Origin of the sequence: Flavobacterium geliluteum, from assembly GCF_017948595.1 — a bacterium.
Taxonomy (GTDB): Bacteria; Bacteroidota; Bacteroidia; order Flavobacteriales; family Flavobacteriaceae; genus Flavobacterium; species Flavobacterium flavipigmentatum.
In genome coordinates this window covers 220,430-233,989 of the sequence record NZ_JAGFBV010000001.1, presented here as the reverse complement: position 1 = coordinate 233,989, position 13,560 = coordinate 220,430, and the positions used below count along the sequence as shown (strand labels likewise).

The 13,560-nt window shown below is 33.9% G+C and carries 9 protein-coding genes; 8 read left to right on the top strand and 1 reads right to left on the bottom strand.

Annotated features, from left to right (window positions below; genetic code table 11):
* Positions 1-600 precede the first annotated feature (600 nt).
* The 5 genes from gpmI (at position 601) to J3495_RS00940 (ending at position 7,333) form a co-directional block, all read left to right on the top strand.
* Positions 601-2,118 carry a 2,3-bisphosphoglycerate-independent phosphoglycerate mutase gene (gpmI, locus tag J3495_RS00960; RefSeq protein ID WP_210664689.1) on the top strand — a complete coding sequence of 506 codons (1,518 nt, stop codon included), beginning with the start codon at positions 601-603 and terminating at the stop codon, positions 2,116-2,118.
* Between the two features lie 131 nt (positions 2,119-2,249).
* A complete protein-coding gene (locus J3495_RS00955) occupies positions 2,250-2,921 on the top strand; it encodes a TetR/AcrR family transcriptional regulator (RefSeq protein ID WP_210664688.1) in 672 nt (223 codons plus the stop codon).
* A 13-nt stretch (positions 2,922-2,934) separates the two neighbouring features.
* On the top strand, positions 2,935-4,605 hold the full coding sequence (locus J3495_RS00950; RefSeq protein ID WP_210664687.1) for a peptidase domain-containing ABC transporter: 1,671 nt from the start codon (positions 2,935-2,937) through the stop codon (positions 4,603-4,605).
* The gene (locus J3495_RS00945) at positions 4,599-5,945 is read left to right on the top strand and encodes an HlyD family secretion protein (protein ID WP_210664686.1); all 1,347 of its coding nucleotides are present in this window, start codon (positions 4,599-4,601) and stop codon (positions 5,943-5,945) included. The genes J3495_RS00950 and J3495_RS00945 overlap by 7 nt, the downstream gene beginning before the upstream one ends.
* Positions 5,945-7,333, top strand: a complete 1,389-nt coding sequence (locus J3495_RS00940; protein WP_210664685.1) for a TolC family protein — start codon at positions 5,945-5,947, stop codon at positions 7,331-7,333. Before J3495_RS00945 ends, J3495_RS00940 begins: the two co-directional genes overlap by 1 nt.
* A gap of 59 nt (positions 7,334-7,392) precedes the next feature.
* On the opposite strand, the gene J3495_RS00935 is transcribed toward J3495_RS00940, so the two are convergent.
* Entirely contained in the window at positions 7,393-8,664 is a 1,272-nt protein-coding gene (locus J3495_RS00935) for a DUF445 domain-containing protein (RefSeq protein ID WP_236025366.1), read from the bottom strand.
* Positions 8,665-8,838: 174 nt separating this feature from the next.
* Between J3495_RS00935 and map the strand changes: the two genes are divergently transcribed.
* The 3 genes from map (at position 8,839) to J3495_RS00920 (ending at position 13,484) form a co-directional block, all read left to right on the top strand.
* The gene (map, locus tag J3495_RS00930; protein WP_210664684.1) at positions 8,839-9,657 is read left to right on the top strand and encodes a type I methionyl aminopeptidase; all 819 of its coding nucleotides are present in this window, start codon (positions 8,839-8,841) and stop codon (positions 9,655-9,657) included.
* A 22-nt stretch (positions 9,658-9,679) separates the two neighbouring features.
* Entirely contained in the window at positions 9,680-10,453 is a 774-nt protein-coding gene (locus J3495_RS00925) for a methyltransferase domain-containing protein (protein WP_210664683.1), read from the top strand.
* Positions 10,454-10,574: 121 nt separating this feature from the next.
* The gene (locus tag J3495_RS00920; protein WP_210664682.1) at positions 10,575-13,484 is read left to right on the top strand and encodes a DEAD/DEAH box helicase; all 2,910 of its coding nucleotides are present in this window, start codon (positions 10,575-10,577) and stop codon (positions 13,482-13,484) included.
* The last annotated feature ends 76 nt before the right edge of the window (positions 13,485-13,560 follow it).

The following is a 13,560-nucleotide window of genomic DNA, read 5'->3' as shown; positions in this document are numbered from 1 at the left end:
TCTTAGGTTGGGGTTTGGCAAAAGTATAAAAAAAATATAGCCAGCAAAATTAATGACACAAAAAGTGCCCTTTTTTATGAATTTTTAACAATTCAGTAATATAATGAGCTAATTTTATGCTTTTAATAATTGCCTTTGGGGTAATTTTAACAAGCTAAACCTTCCAACAATTTGATTTACAATTAATTAATACAAAAATCAACTTTATAAATCAACTTTAAAAAGTGTACCAATTGCTTTCAGATAAAATTCTTCCTTTTTCAGCTCTCGTGATGAGTAAAACAATGGTCTCAAAAAAATTTGTTCTTAAGGCTTTACTTTATTCGTTTTTTTCGTGATAACAAGAGAAAATCAATATCAAATCATTAGCCAATAGAATCTTTAAAATACTTTTTTTTGATTTGTCTAAAATATTTCACGATACGAATACCTTCAAAAACAGGATTACAAACAGTGTTATGTATGAATAAATTTTAAAAAATAAACACTTCTACAATTAAATTAATATTTTTTATAGGGCTAAATTTCATAAAACATAATTGTCAAAATGCTTTCCTTCACGTTTTATAAATGGCTTATCTTTGTAAAAACTAAAAACTAATGAACAAGAAAGTAATCCTTATGATTTTGGATGGTTGGGGAAAATCTCCTGACCCTAAAGTATCTGCAATAGACAATGCAAATGTTCCTTTTATAAACAGCCTGTACAAAAATTACCCAAGCGCTCAACTTCGCACCGACGGATTAAACGTTGGTTTGCCGGAAGGACAGATGGGTAATAGCGAGGTAGGTCACATGAATCTTGGTGCCGGGAGAATTGTGTACCAGGATTTGGCCAAAATAAATCTTGCGGTAGCCCATAAAACGCTCGCAAAAGAACAAGTGCTTATTGATGCTTTTACTTATGCCAAAGACAACCATAAAAAGGTACATTTTGTGGGATTAGTTTCAGATGGAGGCGTTCACTCACATACGTCTCATCTACGCGGATTAATTGACGCTTCGCAAGAATATGGTTTACAAAATGTTTTTGTTCACGCTTTTACAGACGGTCGTGATGTTGATCCTAAATCTGGCGCCAAGTACATTCATGATTTAGAAGATTATATCAAAGATACTCCTGTAAAAATTGCTTCGATCATTGGTCGTTATTATGCCATGGATCGCGACAAACGTTGGGAGCGCGTAAAATTGGCGTATGATTTGATCGTAAATGCGATCGGAACTCCATCAAAAAATGCGGTTGCAAGTGTCCTTGAAAGTTATGCCAATCAGGTAACGGATGAGTTTATTGAACCGATCATAATGGTCGATGAAAATGAAATCCCGCTGGCTACGATTGTAGAAGGCGATGTTGTGATCTTTTTTAATTTCAGAACAGACAGAGGCCGTGAACTTACTGAAGCACTTTCGCAACAGGATTTTCACGAGCAAAACATGCACAAGCTCAACTTGTATTATGTAACGCTAACCAACTACGACGAAACGTACCAAAACGTAAAAGTAGTTTACAACAAAGATAATATTACTGAAACTTTGGGCGAAGTTTTAGAAAAAGCAGGCAAAAAACAAATACGCATTGCCGAAACAGAGAAATATCCGCACGTGACATTTTTCTTTTCTGGTGGTCGAGAAACTCCTTTTGAAGGTGAATCCCGTATTTTAAGAAATTCTCCAAAAGTGGCAACATACGATTTACAACCCGAAATGAGTGCGTTTGAACTTACAGCTGCCCTTGTTCCGGAACTCAATAAAGGAGAAGTAGATTTTGTATGTCTGAATTTTGCCAATGGCGATATGGTAGGACATACGGGAATCATGAGCGCCGCAATTTTGGCTTGTGAAGCTGTTGATGCATGCGTTAAACAGGTTATAGAAGCCGCTCTTGAAAACGATTATACGACTATTGTAATTGCCGATCACGGAAATTGCGAAACCATGATTAATCCTGATGGTAGCCCAAATACAGCGCATACAACAAATCCGGTGCCGATTATTTTGGTCGATAAACACTTGAAAAACATTCAGAATGGTGTGCTTGGTGACATCGCTCCAACTATTTTAGAATTGATGGGGATTCCGCAACCTAATGCTATGACATGTCATTCATTATTATAGAAAAAATCTTTTTTTTAGATACTTTACATGAGCTGCTTTTACTATAAGAGCAGCTTATTTTTTACCTAAATAAAAGTTAAAATTTCTATATTGATAGTAATACTATTATATTTGCATTTTAAATAACTTTTATGGAAATTATACTATCAAATTTAAAAATGCAAGTCAACGAAAAGATCTATGTAAAAGATCCCGAAACATCTGCATTGGGAAAAAAAATTCTCGAGCAAAGTATTCTCCTCATTGACGAGATTGGTTTTGATAATTTCACATTTAAAAAATTAGGAGAAAAAATAGGATCTAACGAAAGTTCTATTTACCGCTATTTCGAAAACAAACATAAGCTACTAGTCTATTTATCTTCATGGTATTGGAGCTGGATGGAATATAAACTGGTCTTTAGCACCACAAATATTTTAGATAAAAAAGAAAAACTAAAAAAAGCCATTACCATAGTTACAGAAAAAATAACGCATGATGCTTTAGCAGATCATATTAACGAAGCCATCCTCAATAAAATAATAATTGCAGAATTTACAAAAACACTGCATACTAAAGAAGTTGATCAGGAAAACAAAGAAGGTTTTTTCTTAATATACAAAAGAGTTATCAATCGAATTGTTCTGATTGTAAAAGAAGTAAATCCCGAATATCCGTTTGCAAGATCATTAGTTTCAACTATTGTGGAAGGAAGTTTGCACCAACATTTTCTAACAGATCATCTAAAAACAATTACAGATTGTAATGAAACTGTGACAACAACTCAATTTTACCTCAACCTTGCAGAAAACGCTTTGCGCTAATTATAAAAACAATATGACACCACTAAAAAGATTTTACAACTTACTCAGGCTAGACAAAAAAGATATTTATCAGATTTTTTTCTATGCTATTTTTGCTGGATTAATCAGTTTATCGCTTCCGCTGGGAATTCAGGCAATTATTACTTTTATACAATCCGGAAGAGTTAGTGCCTCTTGGATTGTGCTAATTATACTTGTTGTTGCCGGGGTTGCGCTTGTAGGCGTTCTCTCTTTGATGCAATTACGAATCACAGAAAACTTACAGCAAAAAATATTTGTGCGCTCCTCTTTTGAGTTTGCTGGTCGTTTGCCAAAAATAAAATCAGTCGAATTATATGGCACTTATTTACCAGAATTAACGAATCGTTTTTTTGACACTATGACCATCCAAAAAGGAACTTCAAAATTATTAATTGATTTTTCGGCTGCTTTACTGCAAATTACTTTCGGAATCATATTACTGTCGCTGTACCATCCTTATTTTATTGTCTTTGGACTTTTATTGTTCTTGCTTTTGTACTTTATTTTTAAATTTTCGTACAGATCTGGTTTAGAAACCAGTTTGAAAGAATCTAAATTCAAATATAAAGTGGCAGGTTGGCTGCAAGAAATGGCCCGCAATAATTTTAGTTTCAGAAATGAATTAAACTATGATTTTGCACTTCAAAAAAACAATTCTATAGTGACTGACTATATCAATTATCGAGAGAAACATTTCAACGTTATCAAAAAGCAATTTACACAACTAATCATTTTCAAGATTATCATTACGGCGGGTTTACTGTCTATTGGAGGATATTTGGTATTGAGCCAACAGATGAATATTGGGCAGTTTGTAGCCGCAGAAATCATCATTTTATTGGTCATTAATTCTGTTGAAAAAATCATCCTTGGTCTTGAGAGTTTTTATGACGTTTTGACTTCTGTTGAAAAAATAGGCCAAGTAACGGATTTAGAATTAGAAGAAAATACCGATTTGCAAAACGAAATTTGCTACAACAACATCACTTTAGAAACTGAAAATTTAAAATTTAAGTTTCCGGATTCTCCAACCAACACGCTGGATTCTATCTCTCTTAAAATAGAACAAGGTGAAAGAATTGTAATTGAAGGCGAAAATGGTTCGGGAAAAACAACACTCATCCGATTATTATCAGGTTTATTAAAACAGAATTCTGGTGCTTTTTATATCAACGATGATACTTTTAGAAAAATAAGTTTAAAACAATATCGCTCGCAAATTGGAAGTATCATTCATAATGAAACCCCATTTGAAGGAACAATTTTAGAAAACATCACTTTTAATAACCCGGCAATAAGTTCTGAAGACTTAAAATGGGCCCTTGATGGCGTTCAGCTAAGCTCATTTATAAAATTACAGCCAAAAGGTTTAGAAACCCATATTTATCCGGAAGGGAAACAATTATCTTCTTCTAATGCTCAGAAAATCCTACTGGCACGAAGTATTATTCATAAGCCAAAAGTGCTTTTTTATGAAGATCCGACAGACACGATGGATGAAAATGCTGCTAATGAAATTATTGATTTTATCACTTCTGATAAAAACAAATGGACGATTATTGTTTCCTCTAAAAATCCGTATTGGAAAACAAAAGCGACACGAAAAATAACGATGAAGAACGGCATTATATTACTTGATCAAAAAAACAATACGCCATGCTAAACATATCTGACAATAAAACAAAACTACAGCCACTTGATCACTACGAGACTGTAAAAAACCTCAGCAACAGGCCTCATTTCAGAATTTTAAATAAAATAATAATAGGTACATCCATTTTAGGAATCGTTGCTCTTTTCCTGCCATGGACACAAAATATCTCGGGATCGGGTTCTGTAACGACTTTAAAACCCAACCAAAGACCACAATCGATACAGAGTGTTATTTCGGGTAGAATTGAAAAATGGTACGTACAAGAAGGCGATTTTGTAAAAAAAGGTGATACCATTTTGTTTATTTCTGAAATAAAAGAGGATTACATGGATCCTAATTTGGTTGCAAATACCAAAAATCAGGTTGATGCAAAAAAGAATTCGCTAGAATCTTATGATGATAAAGTGAATACGCTTTCGACTCAAATTCAATCTATAGAAAACGAAAAAATATTAAAACTTGAGCAAGCCCGAAACAAGGTCAAACAATCGATCTTAAAAATAAAAAGTGACAGCATGGATCTTGTGGCTGCAAAAACACAATTGAGAATTGCGAATACACAATACAACCGTTCTGTACAACTGAACAAAGAAGGTTTGAAACCGCTGACCGATGTCGAGGAAAAACGCTTGAAATTACAAGATGTTGATGCTAAAATTATTACACAGGAAAACAAATATCTCACCAGCAAAAATGAATTTATCAATGCTCAGGTTGAAATCAACCGAATTGGCGCTGAATATGCTGAAAAAATATCCAAAGCAAAAAGCGATCAGTTTACGACTTTGAGTAATAAATTTGATACAGAAGCTCAGGTGAGTAAATTAGAAAATCAGTACGCCAATTACAGTTTACGAAACGGAATGTACTACATCAGAGCGGTTCAAAGTGGCTATATCAACCGAGCATTGCAGGCAGGTTTGGGCGAAACTATAAAAGAAGGAACGCCAATTGTAACCATTATGCCTTCTCAGTACGATATTGCAGTAGAAACTTTTATCAACCCGATTGATTTACCTCTGATTAAAAAAGGAGAAAAAATACGCATTTGGTTCGACGGTTGGCCTACTATTGTATTTTCAGGATGGCCGGATATTTCCTATGGTACTTTTGGAGGGAAAGTGGTTGCTATCGAAAATTTTATAAGTGAAAATGGTAAATACAGAATCTTAATTGCCCCAGATCCAAACGAAGCACATTGGCCAAAACAATTGAGCATTGGCTCTGGTGCTCAAACAATTGCACTATTGGATACAGTACCAATTTGGTTTGAAATTTGGAGAACCTTAAACGGATTTCCTCCTAATTATTATAAAAGTGGAGAAAAAGTAACTAAAGAAAAAAAATAATGAAACCAATATGTATCGCTTTTCTTTTTTTGGCTTGTACCGTTTTTGGCCAGCAACCCATTTCTAAAGAACTTACCTACAATGAGTTTCTTGGATATGTAAAAAAATACCATCCTTTGGTAAAAAATGCGAATTTAGAAATAAGTAAAGCACAAGCCAATTTGATGATGGCCCGAGGTGGTTTTGACCCCAAAATTGAAGTCGATTTTAGTCAAAAACAATTTAAGGATAAAGAATATTATTCTATTCTAAACAGTAGTTTTAAAATACCAACCTGGTACGGAATTGAGTTAAAAGCAGGTTTTGATAATAACGAAGGTGTTTATCTAAATCCCGAAAATACGACCCCAAATCAAGGATTAACTTCTTTTGGAATCAGCGTTCCGATTGGTCAGGGATTATTAATCAACCAGAGAATGGCTGATGTTCGCAAAGCTAAAATTCAGATAAAACTAAGTGATTCTGAAAGAAAATTGCAAGCCGTAAACGTTTTGTACGATGCTTCAATTGCTTATTTTAATTGGAAAAAGAATTTTGAAGAAATGAAACTTTACGAAAATTACAACAAAAATGCTGAAATACGTTTGGAAGGAATAAAATCCTTAATTACGCAAGGCGATAAACCTGCCATAGATAGCATTGAAGCCGGAATTATAGTAAAAAACCGAGCATTAAGTCTAGAAGATTCTAAATTAAAACTAGCCAAAGCAAAACTAGAATTGTCCAATTTTATGTGGCTGGAAAACAATATTCCGTTAGAAATTTCTGAAGAACTGGTGCCGGAAACTGCGCTCGAAGCTACATTGCAGGAAACGTTAAAAACAAATGATTTGTTGCAAAACGATTTTAATCCGGAAACACATCCAAAATTAAATGCTTTGCAAAACAAAATAGACATTTTGAATGTAGAAAAAGATCTGAAGCAAAATATGCTTTTGCCGAAAATCAATGTAGGTTACTCCTATTTATCAGAACCAAGCTACATCGACAATTATCGTTTTGATGATTATAAAATTGGCTTAGAATTTTACTTCCCTTTATTTTTAAGAAAAGAACGAGGAAGTTTGAAATTGGCAAAATATAAAGTTCAAGAAAGCCAATTTGCTCTAGCTTTAGAGAAAACTCAGCTGACCAATAAAATAAATGCCCAAAAAACTGAAATTAATTCGCTGTTAAAGCAAAAAAAGTTAGCAAAAGATCTGGTAGAAAATAATATTACCATGCTGGACTCAGAGGAACGTCTATTTTCGTTTGGAGAAAGTTCTTTGTTTTTAATTAACACGCGAGAGAACAACCTTGTAAGTGCAAAACTGGCTTCTATTGCGCTCGAAAACAGATTTTACATGTCCAATTCAGAGCTTTTTAAAATCATGGCAAATCCTGATTAAAGGTTGCTGTTATTCTCATGAGTGATATGGGTTTATCATAACTCATATCACTTTTGGGATTACAATACAAAGTGATGATAGACGGACTCGAAAGCATAAATTACGAGCCCGATTAGCCCGCCAACAAGCGTTCCGTTGATTCTGATGTACTGTAAATCCTTCCCTATTTCTAATTCTAATTTTTCAGAAACTTCTTTTCCATCCCAACTTTTTACGGTTGAAGCAATCAAATCTCCAATTACTTTTTTATTATTAATCAGCACCGAAAGCACATCATTTTTGATAAAATTATTGATCTTATTCAGCATAGCATGATCTTCTTTAATGCCTTTTCCAAAAGTCTGAATCAGATTGGAAATATTATTTTTTATAGAAGACTGATCTCCTTTATCTAAATCATGATGGATGGACGTTTTTATTTCATCCCAAATTCCGTTGATGTAATCCTGAACTTCTTTTTTTCCGGCAAAACCTAAAATTACATTATTGATTTTACCCCTCATTTCCTCTGAATTTTTTACTTTATCGAGAAAATCATACACATATTGGTCAATCTTGGCGCGTATATCGCTTTCTGGATTTTTGGCTTCATTCAAGAAATCATACAAACCATTAAAAACACCTTCTGAAATGCTTTTATCGGCTAAGCCAAAGGTCAAAATTGGCGTTGATTCTTTTACTTTTTTTCGAATCAAATCTTTATTATCGATGAGTTCGTTGCACAAAACATCTATAATATTGGTTAGCATTTGTTCTTTCAATTGTCCTTTTTGCAACGGTTCTAATGCCAAAGCTACCCAATCTCCAAAATTAATTGCCTCGAGTTTTTCTTTAAATTGAATTTGAATAAAATGCTTGATATCTTCGTCGTTGATGGTTTTTAAAATACCCGGAATAATATTGACTGCGACCAGATTGGCAATTTTAACAGCATTTTCTTTTTCTGATAACCACTCTGAAGCTTTTGTTGCAAAATTAAATTCTTCTAATTTGATTTCTAATTTTTCACGGTTTAGAAATTCTTCCGAAACGAAACTGCCTAGGTTTTCGCCAATTTCGTTTTTCTTTAAAGGAATAATCGCCGTGTGCCAAATAGGGATTCCCAATGGATGGCGAAACAGCGCAACCACCGCAAACCAATCTGCAATTCCACCTACCATTGCAGCTTCGCTAAAAGCCTGTAGCATCGGAATTTTAAAATAAATGGCTACTATAAAAAGCAATACGGCAACTCCTAAAAGCGCCAAAGCATTGTTTTTCATTTTATTCAAAGCCTTTTGTTTGGATATAATTTCTTGATCTGCAGTGGTTTTCATAATTAAAAAATTCATTCTTTCGCTAATTTACGGCTTTTCTGCCAATTAAAATTTGAAAACACTTTTGAGCCGAATGGAATACGTAACATTTAGCGGTTTTTAAAAATTATTTGTTGAAATTAAATTCAAAATCAAAAACAAAAAGAATAATATTAAAATTGTACTTTTGCCAACTGAAAATCCGAAATTATGATTATTGTAAAATCACGTGAAGAAATCGAGTTGATGCGCGAAAGTGCGTTGATCGTTTCTAAAACTTTAGGTATGATTGCTTCTGAGATAAAAGAAGGAGTTACCACATTATATCTGGACAAACTGGCCGAGGAATTTATTCGTGACCACGGAGCGGTACCTAGTTTTCTGGGGTTGTATGACTTCCCGAATTCGCTTTGCATGAGCCCAAACGCCCAAGTTGTACACGGAATTCCGAACAATACACCTTTAAAAAGTGGCGATGTGATCTCTGTAGATTGTGGCGCTTATAAAAACGGATATCACGGTGATCACGCTTACAGTTTTGAAATTGGAGAAGTTGCTCCTGAAACCAAAAAACTATTGCAGGTAACCAAAGAATCTTTGTACGTAGGAATTAGAGAATTTAAAGCTGGAAATCGTGTGGAAGATGTTGGAAATGCGATTCAGAAATATACAGAATCTCACGGTTACGGGGTTGTACGCGAATTGGTAGGACACGGTTTAGGGCAAAAAATGCACGAAGAACCAGAAATGCCAAACTACGGAAAAAAAGGTCGCGGAAAACTTTTTGTTGAAGGTATGGTGGTTGCGATTGAACCGATGATAAACATGGGAACAAGAAACATCAAACAACTAAAAGATGGCTGGACAATCCTAACTGCCGACGGAAAACCAAGTGCCCATTTTGAGCATGATGTTGCTTTAGTAGACGGAAAACCAGAAATTTTATCGACTTTCTATTACGTCTATAAAGCACTCGGAATCGAAAGCAACGAAGAAGATGAATTTAGAAAAGTGCCATTAGTCCTATAAATAAAAACCCGAATCTAATCCTGTGAAAAAACTTTTCAAATTAGTACTTAACACTATTCCACGCCCATTATTAATTCGTTTGAGTTATGTAGCTCGTCCGATTTTGGCTCTTTCATTAAAAGGAAGCAAATATACTGATCCGATTGACGGAAAAAGTTTTAGAAGTTTTTTGCCTTACGGATACGGAAAACAGCGTAACAATGTGCTTTCGCCAAGCACGCTTTCGCTGGAGAGACATCGTTTGCTTTGGTTGTACTTAAACGACCAAACCGATTTTTTTACAGCACCCAAAAAAGTACTCCATTTTGCGCCCGAACAAGCTTTTTACAAATTGTTCCGCAAACAAAAGAATCTTGATTATACAACAACAGATTTACTTTCGCCTCTGGCAGATGTAAAAGCCGATATTTGTAATTTGCCTTTTAAAGATAATGAATATGATGTGATTTTGTGTAACCACGTTTTAGAACACATTCCGGATGATACAAAAGCCATGCAGGAATTGTTTCGCGTTTTAAAACCAGGTGGAATGGCCGTTTTGCAAATTCCGCAAGATTTATCAAGAGCAGTAACTTTTGCAGACGATACAATTACCGACCAAAAAGAGCGTGCTAAAATATTCGGACAATACGATCACGTTCGCATCTACGGTCGGGATTATTTTGACAAGTTAAGAAGCATTGGTTTTATTGTTATTGAAGAAGATTACACCAATAAGATGACGCCTGAAATGGTTGAAAAATACTGTTTGGCAAAAGGTGAAATTATCCCACTATGCTTTAAACCGGAAAATTAAACCCTATTTTCATCCTATAAATAATATAAGTTCATTTAAAAAGTTTTCAATTTATTGCTATTTTGAAAACTTTTTAATTTTAGATAATTTCCTAAATTACACCCCAACCAAATCCCTCAACTTGGAACCTTCGAAATCATTTCAATTTTGTTTTGACATCGGTTTAGATAAAAACCTGGATACTTATATTCCAACAGCTTACATTCTTGAGCATACGGATGAAATTAAATATTTAAATAAAAAAGCAAGTCCGGATGTACTGGAAAGTTTCGGAATTGTTTTTGAAAATTTAGATGCCAGTACAAAAAAAATACTCACTGTTTGCGAGTCTTTAAAATCTGAGTTTATTTTCAAGAAATTCAGTACCAAAATCAAATCGGCAAAAACAATTGCTGATTTGCAAAAAGATGCCAAAATTGAGTTTGCCATTCGCCAGCATTTAAAAACAAATTTGAACATATTTTACACTCTGATTGTAGAAGAAAAATTTCCATTGTCTGTCAATATGGGCGTTGAAAAGGATTTTTATCGATCCAGAGTTGCTACAGCTGCGCTTTATTTAGAACCTCAAATTCAATTTGAAAAACATTCCGAAGGAATTACATACACACTTTCTTTAAAAGAAAACCAAACGTTATTTTCGCCAATGGATAGCAGCATAACTATTCTTTTGGATGAACCTGGCTGGTTGATTATCGACAAGAAATTAGGGCAATTAAAAGACCTGAATGCTAAAAAACTCTCGCCTTTTTTAAAGAAAAAATCAATTGAAATACCCTCAAAACTAGTTGATACTTATTTTAAAAATTTTATTCCAGAAATTGCCAAAAAAATAGACATCGAAGCCACCGGTTTTGAAATCGAGCATCGCGATAAAATTACTTCGTGTACGCTGCAATCTGTTTATGATTTTTTTAAAAACTGTTATTATATCACGCTTTGTTTTGATTATGATGGCTATTTATTTGATGCCAATAAAACAAAAACAAAACATACTTTTGTTGATTTTAGTATTTCAAATGAACCCAGAATAATTCAACACAAAAGAAATTCTGATGAAAATTTGTACACCAACAAATTACTCGAAATTGGACTATTAAAAATTAAAAATGAATTGTTTGGATGCAGTCGTGATGAAGAAATTCATGATCCGTACGCCAATATTCAGTTTATTATTGATCATAAAGAAGCTCTAAAAAATCTGGGATTTACAATAGAAAATTTAAAACTCGAAAGTAAAGAAATCAGTACAGAAAAGGCTATTATTTCCTCTTCTACAGCAACAACAAAAGAAGATTGGTTTGATGTAAAAATAATCATTACCAGCGGTACATTTAGTTTTAGCTTTAGCGAAATTATCACAAACATAAAAAGCAAAGAAAGACTCTTTTTGTTGCCTGACGGCAGTTATTTTCTGATCCCTTTAGAATGGCTCACCAAATACAGTTCGCTAGCCAAATTAGCCAAAACTGAAAATGGAAACCTTCTTTTGCGTAAAAATAATTTTGCAGTTTTGGATGCATTTCCGGAACTAAAAACAACCTCAACTCCAATTTATAATGCAGAATATACTGCCTCTGAATTGCTAAAAGCGACTTTAAGACCGTATCAAATTGAGGGTGTAAAATGGCTTTTAGGACATTTTAACTCGAATTTGGGGGCTTGCCTGGCCGATGATATGGGACTTGGAAAGACATTACAAACCTTAGCCGTTCTGGTTGCAGTGCAAGAGCAATTAGGCTTTACAACGAAGACAACAAACTTTGATTTGTTTCAAAATGAAACTGTTGTAGAAAGAGAACCTCTAAAAACCTTAATCGTTTTGCCTTCGTCACTGGTTTTTAACTGGTACAACGAGGCTCAAAAGTTTACGCCGCATTTTTCAAAAATGCAATATGTTGGCAATGACAGAAAACTATTGTCGCATAAGTTGGCTTCATCAGATTTGATTTTTACCAGCTACAATATTGTTCACCGCGATATTGCAATTTTAGAAAAATATAATTTCCGTTACTTAATTTTAGACGAAAGTCAATACATTAAAAACAAAAACTCTAAAATTTTTAAAGCGATTAATCAAATAAATACGGCTCATAAGATTGCATTGAGCGGTACACCAATCGAAAATTCCTTAGACGATTTGTGGTCGCAAATGCAATTTATCAATCCGGATATTTTGGGGAGTTATGCTTTTTTTACAGAAAATTTTAAAATTCCGATCGAAAAAAAGCAGGACGAGAATAGTTTGGCTGAATTAAAAACACTTATTCAGCCTTACATTTTAAGAAGAACCAAAGAACAGGTTTTGAAGGACTTACCCGAATTATCAGAACAAATTTATTATTGTAATATGGATCCTGAGCAGGAGAAATTATACGAAAAAGAAAAATCAAAAGCCCGGAATTTTTTATTAAAAACAGATGGTTTTAGCCCTGACAAAATTAGCATCATCAACACTTTGATGAAGTTGAGACAACTAAGCAATCACCCGAAAATGATCGATAACGAGTCTGAAATTGATTCCGGAAAATATATTGCAGTCACCAATTATCTAGAAAATCTGGTGAAAGGAAAACAAAAAACCATCATTTTTAGCTCCTTTGTTACTAATTTGAGTTTTTACACTTCTTGGTGCAAAGAAAACAAAATTGATTTTTGCGAAATCACAGGGGAAACCAATACCAAAAAAAGAGAGCAGCAAGTAAACCAGTTTCAGGAAAACGAAAATACTTTGTTCTTTTTTATTTCGCTAAAAGCTGGCGGCGTTGGACTGAATATTACCAAAGCATCGTATGTTTTGTTTTTAGACCCGTGGTGGAACCCTTTTGCCGAAAAGCAAGGTGTGGGAAGAGCACATCGAATTGGACAATTAAACAAGGTCAATGTTATTCGTTTTATCTCTAAAAATACGGTCGAAGAAAAGATAATCAAATTACAGGAAAACAAAAAGCTGCTTTCGGATTCGCTTTTAGAAGAAAGCTACATCAGCAACGAGATAGAAGCCAATTTAGAATACATTTTAAGCTCTTAATACATTTTATTTTTAAAAGCATTAAAACGCAGCCTCTTCTTACGTTACATAAAATTGTTATATTTACAATCTTACA

Bases quoted from the DNA above. Each gene is read 5' to 3' on its own strand.
- gpmI (WP_210664689.1), top strand. From the start codon at position 601: ATGAACAAGAAAGTAATCCTTATGATTTTGGATGGTTGGGGAAAATCT.
- J3495_RS00955 (WP_210664688.1), top strand. From the start codon at position 2,250: ATGGAAATTATACTATCAAATTTAAAAATGCAAGTCAACGAAAAGATC.
- J3495_RS00950 (WP_210664687.1), top strand. From the start codon at position 2,935: ATGACACCACTAAAAAGATTTTACAACTTACTCAGGCTAGACAAAAAA.
- J3495_RS00945 (WP_210664686.1), top strand. From the start codon at position 4,599: ATGCTAAACATATCTGACAATAAAACAAAACTACAGCCACTTGATCAC.
- J3495_RS00940 (WP_210664685.1), top strand. From the start codon at position 5,945: ATGAAACCAATATGTATCGCTTTTCTTTTTTTGGCTTGTACCGTTTTT.
- J3495_RS00935 (WP_236025366.1), bottom strand. From the start codon at position 8,664: ATGAATTTTTTAATTATGAAAACCACTGCAGATCAAGAAATTATATCC.
- map (WP_210664684.1), top strand. From the start codon at position 8,839: ATGATTATTGTAAAATCACGTGAAGAAATCGAGTTGATGCGCGAAAGT.